The following is an 18,507-nucleotide window of genomic DNA, read 5'->3' as shown; positions in this document are numbered from 1 at the left end:
ACATTCATGGGATTTGCCGACGCACTGTGAAATCCCACTCGCAGCTACGCCAGCAGCCCCTTCACCACCTTGGCCGGGTTCACGCCCGTGAGGCGGAAGTCGAGGCCTTGGAAGCGGTAGCTGAGCTTGTGGTGGTCGAGGCCGAAGAGGTGCAGGGTCGTCGCGTGGAAGTCGTGGATGGACACGGGGTCGCGGGCGACGTGCCAGGCGAAGTCGTCGGTCTCGCCATGGACCTGGCCGCCTTTGATGCCGCCGCCGGCCATCCAGAGGCTGAAGGCATACGGATGATGATCGCGCCCGGTGACTTTCGTGGAGCCCTTGCGGTTCTCACCCAGCGCGGTGCGTCCGAACTCGCTGCCCCAGACGACGAGCGTGGTGTCGAGCAGTCCGCGTTGTTTGAGGTCTTTCAGCAGCGCGGCGATGGGCTGATCGACCATCTGGCAGTTGTGCGCGAGCTGTGCATCGAGGCTGCTGTGATGATCCCAGGAGGCGTGAATGACGTTCACGAAGCGCACGCCGCGCTCCACCATGCGGCGAGCGTTCAGGCAGTGGCGCGAGAAGGTCTGGAAGTTGCCGATGCCGCCGAGATTGCTCTTAATCGGCGGCTCGATGCGGTTGATGCCGTAGGCGTCGAGCGTGGTCTGCGATTCGCCGCTGAGATCGACCAGCTCCGGCGCGGCGCTTTGCATGCGAAAGGCCAGCTCATAGCTGCTGATGCGCGCGGCGATTTCGGGATCGCCGATGTGCTTGTGCTGCAGACGGTTGAGGTCGTTCAGCGCCCGAACGCTGGCGGACTGCATCTCCGGCGTGATGCCGTCGGGATTGTTCAGGTTCAAAATGGGTGAGGCTCCATTGCGAAACATCACGCCGCCATACGACGACGGCAAAAAGCCGCTCGACCACGTGGAGCTGCCGCCGGGCAGCCCGCGGCCCTTGCTGACCATCACGACATACGATGGCAGCTCCTGCGAGGCATTGCCGAGGCCATACGTGACCCACGAACCGACACTCGGACGCCCGAGCAGCGCCGCGCCGCAGTTCAGCATGAGCTGGCCGGGCAGGTGATTGAACTGCGTCGTGTGCATCGAGCGAATTAAAGCGATGTCATCCGCGCACGTCGCGATGTGTGGCAGCAGATCGCTGATGTCCATGCCGCACTGCCCGTGCTTTTTGAAGACGCGCTTTGTTCCCATCACGGTGGCCGTGTCCTTTTGCAAAAACGCAAACTTCGCATCGCCCACGATGGAGCCGGGCAGCGGCTGGCCGTCGTATTTGTTGAGCAGCGGCTTCGGATCGAAGAGGTCCATCTGCGACGGCCCGCCTTCGAGAAAGATGAAGATGCAGCGCTCCGCCTTCGGCGCGAAATGCGACACGCGAGTGGCGAGCGGATTCGCTGGGATGCTCGCTTCCTCCGCCAGCAGCCCGTCCTGCTTCAACAACGACGCCAAAGCCAGCGTCCCCAGCCCGCACGAACTCGTCGCGAGGAAATCGCGGCGCGTTTGCGTTATGTATTGCTCGATGGGGGGCATGGGGTGGATACGCTCAGTTTCCCTTCACTTGATCCACCAAGCTCAAAAAGAAGTCGCGGCTCCAAAGTGCAAGCGCATCGGCATCGCGCACGAAGGGGCGCACGTCGTCGCGGGCTTGGTCGAAGTCCACTTCGTTGAAGCGCTGGATGAGACGTTGCTTCAGCGTGTTTTCATCGAGTGATGTGCCTGCGGTCCAGTGGCCGGTTTGCTCCATTCGGCTCTGGAGATGCGCGAGATGGCAGGGCACGCCTTTGCCGAGATACCAGATGAAATCGAAAAAGTCGCGGCCCTTCACGCGGGTTTTCCAGTTGCGGCAAAGGATGGCGTGCAGTTTTCCCGCGAAGAGGCTGGGCAGTTTGTAGAGGCGTGTTTGGAACGGAATGGGGATGAGCAGCGTGCGCACTTCGTCATGAGCGCCAGCGGGCGGATCAGTGTCCACCTCCAGCTTGATTTTGAGCCGCTGGGTGGGCGCAAAACGGGCTGACAAGCCAGGCGGTGCGCCGATCTCCAAGAGGTTGATGCGTGTGCTGCCTTTGATGAAGGCGGAGTCGATGGCGGTGGTTGTTTGCTTGGCTTTGCGATCCACCTCGAAGGTGAAACCGAGGGCACTGAGTTCCGCGCGGATGGCCTCCAGATAAGGGGCGAGCTGGAAATCCGCATCAGGCCGCAGCAACGAGAAATCCATATCCTCCGAGAAGCGCGGCAGGCCGTGGAAAATGCGCAATGCCGTGCCGCCGTAGAAGGCGGCGTGCTCGAAGAACTTCGACCGCCACAGCCCGAGCAGCGCCAGCTCCTGCACGATCTCGCGCAGGGCGTTTTCCCAGTCCTGCGAGGTCACAGGCTGATAGCGGTCGATGAGAGTTTGGAGCGCGGCATTCATGAGGAGGTCTTCTTTTGTTGCTTTGAGAGCCAGCGATGAAAGGCCGACACGCTTCTCTTGCGATAGGAGTCTGCGATTTCCTCCACGAGCGGCAGGCGAAAGGTGCTGACGACGGTGTCCACATCGACACGCAGATCGTCTTTCAGAGTCGTCTGCATGTCCCGGGCCGCCGAAAGGCCGGAGATCATCGCCAACCGGTCACACAGCGCCTTTTCCGGCTCCGCCAAAAAATAGGAGCCACCGCGAGTCGGCTCCAATCGAATGCCGATGCCAAAAACACGCTCATTTACCGGCTCGTAGCGAAAACGCCCCACGGGAGTCTCGAAGTGCTTGGCCCGCTTTGACGTGATGCAGGTGATCTCCTCCACGCGCTCCGGGATCAAGCCGTGATGCACGAGCGCCGTTTCCAGACTCACATACGCTGGCCCATAAACGAGCCCCGAAAGCACCAGCGGGTCCACGGGCGGCTCCTCGCCACGACGGATGCCCGGCACATACAGGCCCTTTCGCACGCGAATGACCTCTCCGTTTTCACAAAGCAGCCCCAACCGGTCCCTCGGAGCGCGGTAGTCCCGCAACCGGTCCATCGCGAGTTGGTAGTCGAAGGGGTGGTCGTGCGGGAGATCTGAAATTGGCTCTAAATTTGCCACTATGTCGAATAATAATCGACTGAGTGGCAAAAACAAGACATTTACTGCTTGGCGACTTCTCTCAACACAAACTCCATCGCTTTCACGGTGTCGTCGTAGCTCGTTGAGTGCGCCACGGCCTCGCGGTGGAGTGAAAGCACGCGTGGGAGCTTCTTCGCGAGGCGCAGGGTGCTCGCGGGCGGCACGACAGTGTCTTTGCCGCCGGTGGTGAGGGCGACGGGCATGGTGAGGCGTTCGGCGTGGAGTTCAGGGCTGCGCTTCTGACGTTCGTCTGCGCTGCCGTAGGAGGTGTCGATGGCGTCTTTGAAGCCAGCATACTCGACGAGGTTGGCAGTGGGATTCAGAGCGCAGACGCCCGCGATGAGTTCGGGGTGCAAAGTGGCGAAAATGAGTGCCGATGTGCCGCCCATGGAGCCACCGGCGATGAAGACGCGGTTCACGCGATGCCGCGTTTTCACTTCCGCGATGATTTGAAGCATGTCCGCCTCAGCCGCAGGACCCATCCAGGACGTTTTGGCGCGGTAATCGGGCGAAACGAGGGTCACACCGTGCTTCGCGGCGACATCGCGCAGACCGCGACACTCGCCGCGCATGTCATCGATGAACTGCCAGCGATCCGAACCATGGCCGTGGAGCGCGATGAGCACGTCGTGCGGTTTTTCGGGCTCAAAACCGGGAGGAAGGCCCTCGACGTAGCGTTGCTCGGTTTGGTCGAGTGAAGCGCGAAAGACGATGTCTTGCGGATTCACGACTTTTTGAGCCCAGAGCCACTTTTCGAGCGAATCGCCCGAAGCGGGCTCGATGAAGCTCAAGTCCTGCGCACGCACCAAACGCCGCGCGAGGTCGGCGTGGCTCGTTTCGGCCTTTTCAGGCAACGCGACGACCACATCCCACTCCTGCGGGCCAAAGCTGAGCGACCAGTTCATGATCCACGCGTAACGCTGGTGGAAGGCCTGCGGCGTTTTTTCGGTGAGATGACCAGGCACGGCGATGAGCACGAGGTTCGGCTTCATCGCACGCACGGCTTTGGCGGCGGTTTCGAGTTCCGCGAGTGTTTTGCCTGCTGTGGGCCATGGCTTCACGGTGATCTGCGCGTCGGGATGCAGCTTCTTCAACGCGGGCTCGATTTGCTGATCGTAAGGCGGCATGGCGAGCACAGTGACCGGTTTGCCCTCGCCGAGCAGTTTGAAGGTATGTGCGAGTGGATTTGGCGGTGGTGGTTCATCGCGCAGCGAGACTTTCTGGCCCGTGATCGTCTTCGCGATGGTTTCGGCGAAGAGTTTGTGGCCGTCCATGTTCGGGTGGATCGCGTCGCTGAGCAGGAAGTTCCACGCGACCGCGTCCTGCGACCGCACGGCCTCAAAAGCCGCGAAGCAGTCCGCGAGGCCGAGCGATTCGGCTTTCGCGAGATCGCGGATGGCCTGCGAATACTCGGCGAGCTTCGCCACAGGTCGTTGCGGCGAGTTCACGATGCTGTTTTGCGTGCACAGCACGACTTCCGCGCCTGCATCGCGGCAGCGCTGGATGATCTGCCGCAGGTTCGCGACGAAATCGGCCACTGGCACGCGCACGAGGTCGTTCATGCCGAACATGATCGTCACCAGATGCGGCTTGTGAGCCAAAACATCGCGCTCCATTCGTGCGAGGCCGCCTTTGCTCGTATCGCCGCTGATGCCCGCATTTCGCACGGTGACTTTGGCCTTCGGATGGAGCTTTTGCAGCGCAATTTGAAGCATCTCCGGATAGGCCCGCATGCCGCCACTGTGATAATAGACGCCCGTGATGCTGTCGCCGATGCAGACGATGCGCACGGGTTCCTTGGCGTCGGTGAGGAGTCGGCGCGTTTTGTCCGGCGTGGCTGCCAGACAAGCCGTCGCGAGGATGAGGAGGCAAAAGAGGCGCTGGAGCATGAGAGGCGGGTTCACTCGCGATTGATGAACTCATCGAGATTCAACAGCACGCGAGCCATGGCGACGAACGTGGCCGCTTCGGTGGCTTGAGCGGGTGAAAGGGCGTTTTGATGTGCTCCGAGCACTTGGAGGGCTGCGGGGCCGCTTTTCATGACGCGGGCTTTTTGCTCGGCGTGGAAGGTTTGGAGTCGGGCGAGCTCTTCGGCACGCGGAGAGCGGCTCAAGACGAGGCGGAAGAGTTTTTCGAGGGGATTTGGGCCTTCGTGCATAGCGCGGAGGGCGAGGGATTGGGCGGCTTCGACGAAGACGCCGTCGTTCATCATCGTGAGGGCTTGCAGCGGGGTGTTGGAGCGTTCGCGGCGCACGCAGGCATCGGCGGCGTCGGGCGCGTCGAAGGTGGTGAGCGTGGGATAGAGCACGCTGCGCAGCGTGATAATGTAAAGGCTGCGGCGGTAGATTTCGTCGCCGGGGCTGGCCTGCCAGTTGGAGGAGCGGCCGACATCGAAGACGTCTTCGGGCAACGGTGGACGAAAACTGGGTCCGCCGATGTTTGGCTTGAGAAGGCCGCTCACGGCGAGGGCGGAATCGCGCAGGATTTCGGCGTCGAGGCGGATGCGGTTTTGGCGGGAGAGCATCCGATTCAGAGGATCGGTCTGATCGGACCGATCTGACGGATGATGGGAGGCTTGCCGGTAGGTTTCGCTCATCACGATGCGCTTGATGAGCTGTTTGCGGCTCCAGCCGTTGCGCATGAAGTCGGTGGCGAGCCAGTCGAGGAGTTCGGGGTGGCTGGGGGCTTCACCGCTGGTGCCGAAGTCGTCCGGTGTACGCACGAGGCCGTGGCCGAAAAACTTGCTCCAGATGTGATTCACGGCGACGCGGGCGGTGAGCGGGTTTTGCGGTGAAACGAGCCACTTCGCCAGTTCGAGGCGTGTGTTGCCAGCTTGAGCGGGCAATGCGGAAAGCGTGGCGGGCATCACATCGGGGCCGCGGCGGGTGTAGTCGCCGGCGAGGTGGACGTAGGTCTGGCGGCGGTCTTTGCTGACTTCAGCGAGAAGAGGGGCTTTCGTTTTGGCGTCGTCGCGATCCTCGGTGTTGTCGAAGAAGGCGTAGAAGCTGTAGTAATCGCGGATGGTGATCGGATCGTATTTGTGCGTGTGGCACTGAGCGCAGCCGATGGTGAGCCCCATCCACACACGGCCGATGGTGTTGACGCGATCGACGAGGTTTTGGTAGCGGGCTTCTTCTTTATCGACACCGGCTTCGGTGTTCAGCGCGGCGTTTCGATGGAAGCCGGTGCCGGGGGAGAGTTCTCGGTTCTCCGTTCCCGGTTCCCGGTTGTCCAGAAGGTCTCCGGCGATTTGAGAGATCGTGAACTCATCATACGGCATGTCGTTGTTGAAGGCCTGGATGACCCAGTCACGATAACGGTAGGCATTGGGGCGGAGGCCGTCTCCGAGGAAGCCGTTTGAGTCGGCGTAGCGGGCCATGTCGAGCCAGTGGCGGCCCCAGCGTTCGCCGAAGCGGGGATCGGCGAGAAGGCGGTCCACGAGCGCGGCGTAGCTTTCGTCGGACAGGTCAGACGAGTCCGACGTATCGGACGGTGGTGGTAGGCCGATGAGATCGAGGTAGAGCCTGCGGATGAGCGTGCTCGCATTCGCACGCGGGGCGGACTGGAGGCCGTGTTTGGTCAATTCGGCGCGAACGAAGCCATCGATATCGTGATGAGACTTCGGATTCCGAATCGGCTGGAAGGCCCAGTGCGGCTCGTAGTTCGCACCAGACGCGATCCATTGGCGCAAAACGTCTTTTTCAGCGGCGGTGAGCGGTTTGGGGGACTTCGGCGGCGGCATCACGTCGTCGGGATCGGTGGTGATGATGCGGTGGAGGAAGGTTTTCGTGTCGAAATCCTTCGCGGGCATATCGAGGCGCAGATCGGCCTCGCGGCTTTCCTCGTCGGGGCCATGGCAGGCGTAGCATTTGGACGCGAGGATGGGGCGCACGTCGCGCGTGAAGTCCACGGCGTGTGCGCCAACGGACATCAGACAGAGCAGCAATGGAACACGCCATTCCATGATCATCACAGGAGCTTCTCCCCGCGCGTGTATTTCGCCACCGCGTCGGGATCGAGTTCGAGGCCAAGGCCGGGCTTGGTTGGGATTTCCAGCATACCGTCGGAATCCAGCTTCCAGCCGCCAAGCGTGATCTCATCAATGAACGGCGATCCGGTGAGATACTCGACCAGATCGGTGCCCGGAAACGCGGACGCGAGGTGCAAATCGGCAGCGAGGCCCACCGCAGTGTTCCAACCATGCGGAATGAACTGCACGCCGTGCTCTTGAGCCATCCACGCGATGCGCCGCTCCTCGCTGATGCCACCGACCTTCGTCACGTCCGGCTGGATGATGTCGAACGCGCGTGCTTCGAGGAATGGCTGGAACGCCTGACGCCGTGTCAGCACCTCGCCACCGCTGATCGGCACGGGAGAGTGTTCACGCAGCTTCGCGAAGTCTTCGAGCGCATCCGGCACGAGCGCTTCCTCGAACCAATGCACGTCGTAGTCGGCGAGCATCTTCGCCGTGTTCAGCGCCCACTTGTAGCCATTCGTCCAATGCGCGTCACTGCCGCCCGCATCGACCATGAGCTTGTTCTCCGCGCCGACGGCTTCGCGTGCGGCTTTGACGATGGCTTCATCGGTCTTCGCATTGCGACGACCGAACGGCCCCCAGCCGATCTTGAACGCGCGAAAGCCCTGCGACTTCACCTTGAGCAGATGATCCTTTATCTTCGCCGGTTCATCCATCAGCAGGGACGCATACGGTTGCACCCGCTCGCGATAACGACCGCCGAGCAAGCGGCCCACTGGTTGTCCCGTCGCCTTGCCAAGCAAATCCCACAGCGCGATGTCGATGCCGCTGATCGCGTGCGTGATCGCGCCACCGCGCCCCAGCCAGAACATGTGCTGATGCAGCTTCTCGCTCACGCGTTCCGGCTCCAGCGCGTTCTCACCACGATAAAGCGGCTCCAGCACCGCGAGCGCGGCCTTCACCAGCGCATCGTTCGTGAACACGCTGCCAAGCCCGACGAGTCCTTCATCGGTGTGCACGGTGACGAGCGTGTGAACGCAATCTTCAGGCCGGAGTTCATTGCTCCAGCCGCCTTCAGGAGTGGCGCCGCGCAGACCTGCGCAGCGGATTTCAGTGATCTTCATGAGTGTCGTTGGAAAAGTTTGGCTTGAGGTTGAAATGGCACATCCGCGTCGAGCGGGAACATCGGCCGGGCGCAGCGCGTGTGGCCAAGGTATGGCAGATTCGCGCTGGAGGAACCAGGCGCATCGACATGCACCATTTGCGTGCACCAGTCGGCAAACATGTGCGGCTGGCAGTGGGGCGATTTGATCACCACGGCATCGAAACGCGCCGGATTCTGCCCGTGTGCGTAAAAGAACGAACGGTCGTAGAGATTCACGGCACGGCTGCTAACCACGAGCGTGAAGTTTACGGCTTCCAGCACTGCCGTTGGGCCCGCGAGCCATTCTTCGCCGAACGATTCGCTGCGGAAACGGCCATCAGAGAGCAATCGGACCTTCGCGGTGATTTCGATCGGTGTGAAGCGCTGCGGATCGAGCGTGCCACCGATGTTCGTGGTGATCGTGGAGCCGATTCCAGTTGCGAAAGCCATCTTCACCACTGGTTCATCGACAATGGGAAGAAGCACACGCGCCTCGCAGCCGGCTTCAATAAGCTTGCGTAGGATCGCGTTGCTATCGCCTGATGCGCCGGAACTGGTGGCGTCCGCGGCATCGACAAGGCCGAGCGTGCCGCTCGTGTGGACCTTCACAATCGCCGCCGTCTCGTCTAGGCTCTTCAGAGGCACGCGCATCTTCTCGTGATGCTCCCAAAACAGGTTCGCGATGCGCAACGCCTCGCGCTTGGCCATTTCAGGATCGTTGTCTGTCACCACAAAGGCCCACGAGGCGAGTTCGGGCACATCCGTGAACGGATTGCCCCACATCATCGCCGCAGAGAGACCGCGTGGACTTTGCTCGATCTCCTTCGCTGCATTCACCGCATGACGAATCGAGCCGCTGGCGGTGATCAGTTCATCGCCACGCACGAGCGCTGGAACCGTGACCTTGGCCGTCACGGGCTTCACTTCGCCGGAAACGATGCGGAGGAGCAATTTGGCGGCGCGTTGGCCGGTTTCGAAGAAATCGACGTGCGGATAGGTGTGGTAGGCCACGACGGCGTCGCTCTGCTCGATCATGCGATCCGTCAGAATGCCGTGCAGATCGAGCGAAACGACGATGGGCACCTTCTCGCCGACGATTTTGCGCGTTTCGGCCAGCAGCCAGCCTTCGGGATCGAGTTCCGACTCGCTCGCCATCGCGCCATGCATGCAGAAATAGACGCCATCGACCACAGGAGCCGATTTGATGCTCTCCAGCAGTTCGCTAGCGATGCGTTCCCACGCGCCTTTCGCCAGCGTGCCGCCCGACGTGATGAAAAACGCGCTGTAGGCCGGCGCGAGCTCCACATCGGCAACCGCATCAAACACGCTCAGCGCTCCGCCGACCTCGTTTCGCACCGTGCGATGATAATCGAGCAGTTCCTGACCGCGACGGATGCCAAAGTCGTCATACCCGCTCAGGTGCGGGTTGAAGGTCGAGACCTCCTGTTTGCATTCGGCGATGAGGATGCGTGGCATGGGCACTCTTCTACGGACGAACCAGCTCCGCCTTCCGCCACTCCTCATCAAAAAACGATCTGATGCAGGTGACGACCACTACCGCGGCCACGAGGTAGCCCAGGGCCGTGAAGCTGAGCAGGCGGTCGATGCCCAGCGACTGCTTCCACAGGCCGCCGAAGAGGGTGGCGAAGCCGGACATGATCGCCCCGCAGAAATTCAGCAGGCCCACGGCCGTCGCGCGGGCCTCGGTGCCGACGACATCAAAAGCGGCGGGGAAAATGTTTGCGATGAAAAGGCCGCTGAACAGCCCAAAACCCGTGGCGGCGATGCGTGTGACGAGAAGTGTGTCGCTGTTGCCGAGAAGATGGATGCAGGGGGCGGAGAGCACGAGGCCGACGGCGATGAGCCAGAAGCGCGCCGCCTTCCCCCGTTTGTGGAGCCTGTCGGCGATCATGCCGCCGAAGAGGATGCCCATGAAGGTGGCTGTTTGCAGGAAGACGGTGGCATTGAAGGCCGCATCGGACTGGTTGAGCGCAAATTTGTCATGCAGGAAGGCCGGCAGCCAGCCGTAGAGCAACCAAAGGCCGAAAACGAAGACTGGAAAGACGACGCAAAGCATTACGAACATGCGCGAACGACCCAGCGAGCCAAACGACAGCCGCGCACCGGGCTCCGCGGCTGGCTCACCGACTTTCCGCAGAAACGCGAAATACGGCAGTGCATACAGCACGCCCACCGCTCCGAGGATGAAGAAGGCACCGCGCCACTGGCCGCGGTCCGCCATCCAACCGCCGAACCAGCTCCCCGCAACCGTGCCCGCGATTTGTCCGGTCATGAGCACCGAGACAGCACGCGATCGCTTGTCCGCCGCGTAGGCGTTGGCCGTCAAAGCGACCGCGCTCGACATGTAGAGCGACTCGGACACCCCCATCGCCGCACGCATCGCGAGCAGCATCGCCCCACCTGCCACGAGCCCGGTGCCGATCGTTACGACGCTCCAGACAATGAGACTGAGCACCACGAGCAGCCGCTTCGAATAGCGATCACCTAGATAGCCGGAGATCGGGCAGCCAAAGGCATACACCCAAAGAAACATCGCGCCGACGAGGCCGAGTTGCTCGTCGCTCATCTTCAAGTCCGCCTTCAGCGAGGGAAACATCGAGAAGACCGCCTGTCGGTCGCAATAATTGAGGAAATACGCGACCCACATGAAGGCGACGAGCGCGCCGGCTGAGCGTGCACGGCTCATGCGGTCAGCACCTCACGTTCCGAGACCTGTCTGGCGATGACAGCGATGCAATCGCCCTGCTGCGTCAAACATGGAGCACGCATGGTAATGAGGTAGCCGCCGCTCGCGGCCACAATGCGCTCCGGTGCGCGATCGGGCCGCTCCAGATGGTGAATGTAGCCGACGGTCTGGCCCTTTTTAACTTTGGAGCCGAGGTCGAGAGTGATCTCGAAGATGCCGGACTCCGGCGCGAGGATGTAGTCCTCACGATTGAGCGCCTGTGTGAGGATCGGCGGCTTCCCACGCGGTGCGACACGGCCTTTGAGCACACCCAGATGCACGAGCACGTTTTTCAATCCGCTTTGCGCAATACGATGCACGCTGGCGGGGATGCACTCACCGCCGCCGAGCTCAGTCGTGACAACAGTCTTGCCCTGGTTCTCGGCTTCGACGGGCAGCAAGCCTGTGCCGGCGATGTCCGCGTAGATGAAGCAGAACCCCGTGCCCCAGGCGAGCATCGCGTCATACATGCGGCGGCGTTGCTCGCGATCTGAGACGAGATGCATGTGAGAGCAGGGCACGAACTCCATGCTGCGACCACCGCTATGGATGTCGATGACTGCATCGCTGAGCGGAAACAGCACCGTGCGCAGGTAATGCGCGATCTGGCTCGTCACGGGCCCCTCAGCCTCGCCGGGGAAGGCACGATTCATGTTCATGCCGTCGATCGGTGAGAGCCGTGTGCTAGTGCGCGCGGCAGGAAAATTCAGCGATGGAATCAAAATGAGCCGCCCGCCCACCTTCTCCGCCTCCAGCTCGCGGGCGAGCTTCATGATGGCGATCTGACCCTGATATTCATCACCATGATTGCCGCCAAGCACGAGCACTGTCGGCCCCTTGCCACGAGCAATGACGGTCACAGGGATCATCACATTCGCCCAGCCACCGAGATTGTGTGAATACGGCACCTGCAGAAAGCCCTGCTGCTTGCCGGGCTTGTCGAAATCGATGGTGGTATGAATCATGGCTCAATCGACATAGCGCAGTTCATTGCTGGCGAGCAGGGCCTGGCAAAACGCGGCCCAGGTGTCGAGTTCGCGGCGTGGGTGATCGGTTTGCGTCGAAACGAGCATCGAGTCGGCTTCGCGAAGGAAATCGAGGCCGCGCTGGAGTTCGGCAGCGGTGGCGTCGCGGCCCAAGGCGTGGCGATAGGCCTGAGCGATGCGTTTTTCGGAGTCGGCGGGTGATTGGAGCAGTCGTTTCGCGAAGCGACGTGATTGCTCGATGACGAAGACGTTGTTCAGCAGATAAAGCGACTGCGTGGCGAGTGCGGAATTGTCGCGCTGGGCGACGACGGTGATGGCATCGGGCAAATTGAAGGGCGTGAGCTCGGGCGGCATCGAATTGCGCAGCATGAGCAGATAGACGCTGCGCTGCGAGCTGGGCTGATGCAGCGAGGGCAGCTCATTGATGAGCACATCGCGATGCTGAATGAGTGAACCACTCGCGGGCTGGCGATTGAGGTCACCGGTGGCGAAGAGCATGGTGTCGCGAATGGTTTCGGCGTCGAGACGACGGCGAAGATGAATAGCAAAGAGCGAAGAGCGGAGGGCGGAGAGTTCAGACGCTTCGCGGGAAGCGACGGTTTGGGACTCTATGCCCTTCGCCCTTTGCTCTAAGCTGGATTGTTGATAAGTGCGGCTCAGGACGATGCTGCGGATGAGCTTTTTGATGCTCCAGCCTTCACGCATGAAGCGGGTGGCGAGGTGGTCGAGGAGTTCGGGGTGCGTGGGGCGTTCGCCGGAGAGGCCGAAGTCGTTCGGGGTGGTGACGAGGCCTTCGCCGAAGAGTTGGAGCCACACGCGATTCACGACGACGCGGGCGGTGAGCGGGTTCTGCGGGCTGGCGAGCCACTTGGCGAGTTCGAGACGTCCGCTTTGCTTCAAATCGGCGACGGTGCCGCCGCCGCAGGCGCTGAGGAAGCCGCGTGGGATGGCTGCGCCGAGTTTTTTGGATTCGCCGTCGATGTTGAGTTTGCAGTCCTCGATCTTTTTGGCGTCGCGCACGCCCATGGCGAGCGGTGCATCGGCGGCGTAGCTGAAGGAGGCTTTGGCGGGCGTTTTGCGCGGCTTGTTGGCGGCGATGATCGGCTCCACCTCAGCACGCGGCATGACTTTGGCGGCGGCTTGAAGTTCGTGCAGCGGCGTTTGCGGTGCGGTGAGGCCCTCGCGTGCGGCGGCACCCCACATCGTCTCGGTGCTTTTGAAGATGCCGGCGAGGGCGTAGTAGTCGCGTGTCGGGATGGGATCGGTTTTGTGATCGTGGCAGCGTGCGCAGCCGACGCTGAGTCCGAGGATGCCGCTGCCGATGACGTTGATCTGATCGGCGATGACATCCATCTCGAAGTTCTCGTTCATGGCCTTCGCAGGCTTTGCGCCGAGCGCGAGCAGGCCGGTGGCAATGAGCTGGCGATCCCGCTGCTCGGCTGAATCGGCCGGAAGCAGGTCTCCGGCGATCTGCTCGGCGATGAAGCGATCATACGGCAGGTCTTCATTGAAGGCGCGGATGACGTAATCGCGATAACGCCACGCATGTGGGAAGCTCGGATTGCGCGAGAGGCCGTCGTTGCCGTTTGATTCGGCGTAGCGGGCCACATCGAGCCAGTGGCGGCCCCATTTTTCACCGAAGTGGGGCGAGTTGAGGAGCGAATCGACATAAGCCTCCAATGACGAATGAGGAATGTCGAATGACGAAGGTGGCAGGCCGATGAGATCGAAAGAGAGGCGGCGCTTCAGAATGGCCTTTTCGGCATCGGGGGCGGGTTGGAGGCTGTTTTGCTCGATCTTGGCCAAAATGAAGGCGTCGAGGCTTTGGCGTGGCCAGGCGGTGTTTTGGACTTTCGGCGGCGTGGGGCCGGAAATGGGCTTGAGGGACCAAAGCGGCTCCTGCGGGGCTTTTTTGACAATCTTCGGCGGTTCGGTGCGCGGGTCAGGTGCGCCCATTTTCACCCACTCGACGAAATCGTTCACGATGTTGTCGGGAAGACGCTTCTTTGGTGGCATTTCGAGGCCGTCGTAGCGCACGGCTTGCACGATGAGGCTTTCGTCGGGTTTGCCGGGAATGACAGCGGGGCCGGATTCGCCACCGGCGATCATTTCGGAGGGCGCGTCGAGCAGGAGCTTGCCGCCGAGCTTCTTCGAGGTCTGCGAATGGCACTCGTAGCACTGCTTCACGAGCACCGGGCGGATATTCTGCTCAAAGAAGGCCCGCTGGTCCGGCGTCATGTCAGCTGCGGCGACGTGCGCGGCGGCGAACGTGGAAATGATCAATGCTGGAAGGCGAACGTGCATGAGTTCGAAGAATACGAGCTACGAAAGGCTGCCTTGCTCAGCGCGAGGGATTCTCATACCAGACCACACCCAATTGGTCCCGCTCCTCGCAGGTAATGACATCAAGATCGCCATCGCCATCCAGGTCGAGTGTTTGCATCAGGTCATACTTCAAACCTTCCGGCCCGCCGAGTGTGTGCTGCTTCCATGGGCCGTCGCGTTGCCGTTCCAGCCAGACAATTCCCTCGCGTGGCCCCTTGGCATTTTCGCAGGTGAAAAAGAGATCGGGAAGGGCGTCGCCGTTTACGTCGGCGATTTTGACTGCCTTGGCGTCGCCGAGGTTTGTGCCGTCGAGCCTCAAGACATGCTCCTGCCAGCCGCTACCAGCCTTGCTCAGGCAGATGACGATCTCGACTGGCTTGGCTGCCGCCACGACATCCGTTCGACCGTCGCCATTCACGTCGCCAAGATCGAGAAACATGACCTGCTTGCCGAGGCCTCCGATGGCGTGCTCTTGCCATGGCGTGTGGCGGCGATTCGACGACGCGCCGGGATTTTCGAGCCAGAACACGCCGGTGCGCGCCCCTTTGCGGTCGCTGAAGACGGCATCCGCGTCGCCATCGTCATCCATGTCGCGCGGAGCGAGTGACATGAGCCAGCCAGCGTCGCGGAGCTCTTGATAGGACCATGCGTTGAGATCATCCGCCTTCACGGGCGCCTGCAACCAGCCGATGGCGGCACCGTCGTTCTTCGAGGCGAGCAGCAGATCCATGCCATGCCGGCCATCGAGGTCGAGCGCAGCGGCCTGCATCCACATCTGCTTCGCCGCTGGAAAAACATCGGTCTGCCACTTCCCTTGGATTTCACGATGCCAGTAAAGCGTGCGCGTTTTTCCTTCCGTGCCGCTGACGACTTCCAGCCTTCCGTCGCCATCGAGATCGGTGAAGATCGCTTCTTCGACGTTCTGCACCTCGCCCACGGTGATCTGCGGCCACGCGTCACGCGCTTTGTCCGTGCCGGGATTCACATACACACGCACGACGCCACCTTCCTCCCAGCCGGTCACAATGTCCTGCAGTCCATCGCGGTTGAAGTCGCCGAGCTTCACGCCATCCGCGCCGCTTGAGGTATTGTCGATCGTGTGGCGTTTCCACGGAGCTCCGGGAACCACCATCACCTCCCACGACAGGTCGCCCGCGTGCAAAGCAGTGCAAGTGAGGAGCAGAAGGACTGGCTTCATTTTGATGATTTCGGTTTCAGGAAAAGCACCTCCGCCCGCTCGATCCAGCCTTTGCGCAGGTCCATGCGGAACCAGCCGTCACTGTTTTTGCGGTTGATGCGGCAGCCGCTGCGAGCGCCGAACTCCTTCAGGTCATACTGCGCCCAGGTTTTGCCTTTGTCGCCAGACCAGATGATGCCGCAGCCATACGGCGAGGCCGGTGCGCAGTGCGTGGCGACGAAGACGCCGTCCTCGTAAAGCATGTTCGCCGACTCGTAGCCGGGATTGAAGAGCATCGTGTGCTTGGACGTGTCCGTGATGTCCTTCGGATCGCACATGAAAATGCCGCGGTCATAGCGGTTGGCGAGCGCGAGGCCGTTCGCGTCGGCGATCCAATGGCATTTGCCGTCGATGAAGTTGATGCCGCCGCACTTGAAGCGCGAGTTCGAGTTCACGCTGATGACATGCTGCCAGTCCCACTTGTCCACCGTAGCATCGTAGGTGCCTCGGAGCCAGTGAACCTCGTTCCCGTGCCCGCGGTCGATGTCACCTGTGACAGCGTAGAAGGCGTTCTCCGTCGGGTTGTAGGTCACGTTGTGGATGTGGCGGGCGATGAGCTTGTTCTCGGGATTGCCGAGCATCGCATCGTCCGGCTTCGCGCCCTTCTGCTGGAACTTCGGGTTCTGCCCGAAGGCGTAGGCCAGCTTCACCGTCTCGCCGTTGTCGGTGGAATAGTAGATGTTCACCGGCACCGCGCCGCCGAGCACGTTGCAGTAGTTCCCCCAAACCAACATCTCCTTCCCTCCGACCTCGAAGCAGTGCTCGCCATCGAGCGAATGGAAATACCAGCCGGGGTTTTTCGGGTCCACCGGCGTGTGCGAACGATACTCGCCGCCCTCCGGCCGCTTCACGATGATCTCGCGATGTGTCTTGAGATTGTCCGTGCTCAGGAAAAGCCGCTCCCGCGTGGCGAAGAGCACGTTCCCATTCTTCAACAGCACACTGAAGGTGATGTCCTTTGCCTCCGCGAACTCCGCCACATGCGGCCACGTCTTCCCGCAATCCTCCGACAGCATGATCTTCGTGCCGAGGAAGGCAAACATGCGGTTGTCCCGCTGCGTGTCCACATACGGCTCGTCCGGTGTGGGCAGTCGGTATTGGAAATGCTCATTCTCACCCTCAATGGCGGCTCGTGAAGCGCAGGTGATTAAAGTGAAGAGCAGAGCGAGATGCAGTGGTTTCATGGCACCCTCAACTACGCTCACAAAAGCTCGAACCTGCATGAGCGAGCCGCTTTGCTCGTTATGAAGCCGTATGCTCCGCCATCTCGCTCTTCTTCTCGCCACTACGTCGCTCGCCGCCGCTGAAAAAGCGCTGCCGTTTTGGGATCTCGCGCGTTGGGATGCCTGGAACAACATGGAGCTGGTGCAAACCGCGCCCGAGGCTGTAACGCTGGGCACTTACACGGACCCGCAGTTCCCGGATGCGTCGATGGTGTTTCCTTCGGTGTGGCGGGATGCGGCGAGCGGGCAGTGGCGCATGATTTACTCGATCAAATGGAGTCCGTTCACGATCATGGCCGCGCAGAGCGAGAACGGCATCGCGTGGAAGCCGCTGCCGGTGCCGGATGCGCAGCCGGAGGGCGGAAAGCTCGCGCCGCATCATATTTTTACTTTCACGCACGGTCAGGGCAGCGGCGTGTATCACGATCCCGTCGCGGCGGATGGTTTCTCATTCAAAATGTTCGGACGGCAGGACCCGGACGCGGTGTTTGAGCAGGCGCTCGCCGATCCGAAGCATCGCTGGCACGACATCGCGAAGCGCGAGGGCAAAAAGCGCTACATGAGCATGGCCGCCACGCTCGTCTCGAAGGACGGCCTGCGCTGGCAGGTGAAAAAAGAAGGCGATTGGGCCACTGACGACTGGGCACCCGAGCCGCCCGTGTTTTCTTTCTTTCGCGAGAGCGACCGCACGCATGTCCTCACCGCTCGTCCCGGTTGGGGAGATCGTCGCCTCGCGCTGCGTGAGACGCGTGACTTCACGACGTGGAGCGAACCCGCGCTGCATCTGCAACCCGACTCGCTTGATGTGGACGGCCCGGTGGGCTTTTACGGCATGCCGGTGATCCGCAGCGGCCCGGGCTATGTCGGCGTGCTGTGGACCTTCCGGAACTCCAGCAGCGTGCCGGTGAACAGCTACAACCAGTTCTTTGGTGACTTCGACTCGCAGCTCACCTTCAGCTACGACGGCCATCACTTCATCCGCGGCCAACGGAAGCCCTTCATCGCGCTGAATCCCATCCCGCAGCACGGTTGCGCCCAGATCCGCCCCAGCAGCCTCGTCGCCACCGACACCGAGGTGCGCATCTACTCCGAATCACACAAAGGTGCGCACGGTCGCGAGCGTGCCGCGAAAAACGCCACCAAGGAGCCCACCAGCGCCGTGCTGCTTCACACCGTGCGCAAAGACGGCTTCATGCACCTGCGCTCGCGCGGCGACTTCGCCCGCATCCAGTCGAAACCGATGCTGCTCAAGTCCGCGCAACTCGCCGTGAATGCCGCCGCCGACTTCGGCGAGGTCCGTTTTCAAATCACCGATGTCAAAAGCGTGCCGCAGCCCGGTTTGAGCTTCGAAGATTGCGTCCCCATGCGAAACGCGAACTCGCTCCACCACGCGCTGACCTGGAAAAAAGCCACGCTGGAACCGCTCGTCGGCCAAGTCGTCCGTTTGGAGCTCGAGTTCCGCCAAGCCAACCTCTTCGCCCTCTACGGCGACTGGCATTTCATCGACGCGCAGGATCTTTGGCTCATCGAAGACGGCAAACCGGCTCCGATGAAGCGGTTTGATAATCCTTGAACGGACAAAGCCCTTGGACTCCATGGACTCCTTGGACTGCGGCAGCCTGCTGCCGCTTTCGGGAGGCCAGCCTGCTGGCCGTCGGACGTCGTGTGGGCTTCGATGACTCAGGGGCTTTCGCCAGTGCGCCAGCGTGGGGTGTTCTTCATGAGCCGGGAGACTTTGACGGCAGCAGGGCTGCCTCGGAAAAGCGGCAGCAGGCTGCCGCAGTCCATGT

Annotated in this window: 13 protein-coding genes; 1 reads left to right on the top strand and 12 read right to left on the bottom strand. The window is 61.6% G+C overall.

What is annotated here, in order from left to right; genetic code table 11:
• Window positions 1–44: 44 nt before the first annotated feature.
• From IAE77_RS18250 to IAE77_RS18195, 12 genes are read right to left on the bottom strand one after another with little or no spacing between them, the layout of a single operon-like run.
• Window positions 45–1,529, bottom strand: a complete 1,485-nt coding sequence (locus tag IAE77_RS18250) for a DUF1501 domain-containing protein (RefSeq protein ID WP_294229535.1) — start codon at window positions 1,527–1,529, stop codon at window positions 45–47.
• 13 nt (window positions 1,530–1,542) lie between these two features.
• Window positions 1,543–2,409 (bottom strand): nucleotidyl transferase AbiEii/AbiGii toxin family protein, encoded by an 867-nt coding sequence (locus tag IAE77_RS18245; protein WP_294229533.1) that lies wholly within the window; start codon window positions 2,407–2,409, stop codon window positions 1,543–1,545.
• Window positions 2,406–3,095 carry a hypothetical protein gene (locus IAE77_RS18240; protein WP_294229530.1) on the bottom strand — a complete coding sequence of 230 codons (690 nt, stop codon included), beginning with the start codon at window positions 3,093–3,095 and terminating at the stop codon, window positions 2,406–2,408. Before IAE77_RS18240 ends, IAE77_RS18245 begins: the two co-directional genes overlap by 4 nt.
• A 5-nt stretch (window positions 3,096–3,100) precedes the next feature.
• Complete coding sequence (locus IAE77_RS18235) at window positions 3,101–4,969, bottom strand: GDSL-type esterase/lipase family protein (protein ID WP_294229527.1); 1,869 nt, start codon at window positions 4,967–4,969, stop codon at window positions 3,101–3,103.
• An 11-nt stretch (window positions 4,970–4,980) separates the two neighbouring features.
• On the bottom strand, window positions 4,981–6,990 hold the full coding sequence (locus IAE77_RS18230) for a PSD1 and planctomycete cytochrome C domain-containing protein (RefSeq protein WP_294229524.1): 2,010 nt from the start codon (window positions 6,988–6,990) through the stop codon (window positions 4,981–4,983).
• Between the two features lie 59 nt (window positions 6,991–7,049).
• On the bottom strand, window positions 7,050–8,180 hold the full coding sequence (locus tag IAE77_RS18225; protein ID WP_294229522.1) for a mandelate racemase/muconate lactonizing enzyme family protein: 1,131 nt from the start codon (window positions 8,178–8,180) through the stop codon (window positions 7,050–7,052).
• Entirely contained in the window at window positions 8,177–9,676 is a 1,500-nt protein-coding gene (locus IAE77_RS18220; RefSeq protein ID WP_294229519.1) for a M81 family metallopeptidase, read from the bottom strand. The genes IAE77_RS18225 and IAE77_RS18220 overlap by 4 nt, the downstream gene beginning before the upstream one ends.
• Before the next feature lie 10 nt (window positions 9,677–9,686).
• A complete protein-coding gene (locus IAE77_RS18215; protein ID WP_294229516.1) occupies window positions 9,687–10,907 on the bottom strand; it encodes an MFS transporter in 1,221 nt (406 codons plus the stop codon).
• Window positions 10,904–11,911: a succinylglutamate desuccinylase/aspartoacylase family protein gene (locus IAE77_RS18210; RefSeq protein WP_294229513.1), complete on the bottom strand. Its 1,008-nt coding sequence runs from the start codon at window positions 11,909–11,911 to the stop codon at window positions 10,904–10,906. Before IAE77_RS18210 ends, IAE77_RS18215 begins: the two co-directional genes overlap by 4 nt.
• 3 nt (window positions 11,912–11,914) lie before the next feature.
• Window positions 11,915–14,236: a PSD1 and planctomycete cytochrome C domain-containing protein gene (locus IAE77_RS18205; RefSeq protein ID WP_294229510.1), complete on the bottom strand. Its 2,322-nt coding sequence runs from the start codon at window positions 14,234–14,236 to the stop codon at window positions 11,915–11,917.
• Window positions 14,237–14,273: 37 nt separating this feature from the next.
• Window positions 14,274–15,455, bottom strand: a complete 1,182-nt coding sequence (locus tag IAE77_RS18200; RefSeq protein WP_294229507.1) for a VCBS repeat-containing protein — start codon at window positions 15,453–15,455, stop codon at window positions 14,274–14,276.
• A complete protein-coding gene (locus tag IAE77_RS18195) occupies window positions 15,452–16,678 on the bottom strand; it encodes a hypothetical protein (RefSeq protein ID WP_294229505.1) in 1,227 nt (408 codons plus the stop codon). The genes IAE77_RS18200 and IAE77_RS18195 overlap by 4 nt, the downstream gene beginning before the upstream one ends.
• Window positions 16,679–16,748: 70 nt before the next feature.
• On the opposite strand from IAE77_RS18195, the gene IAE77_RS18190 reads away from it, so the two are divergent.
• Window positions 16,749–18,290, top strand: coding sequence for a hypothetical protein (locus tag IAE77_RS18190; protein ID WP_294229503.1), 1,542 nt, complete (start codon window positions 16,749–16,751; stop codon window positions 18,288–18,290).
• The last annotated feature ends 217 nt before the right edge of the window (window positions 18,291–18,507 follow it).

It is taken from the genome of Prosthecobacter sp. (genome assembly GCF_014879935.1).
Lineage (GTDB): Bacteria > Verrucomicrobiota > Verrucomicrobiia > Verrucomicrobiales > Verrucomicrobiaceae > Prosthecobacter.
Note: the sequence above shows the minus strand (reverse complement) of the source record. Positions and strands in the feature narration are given on the sequence as shown.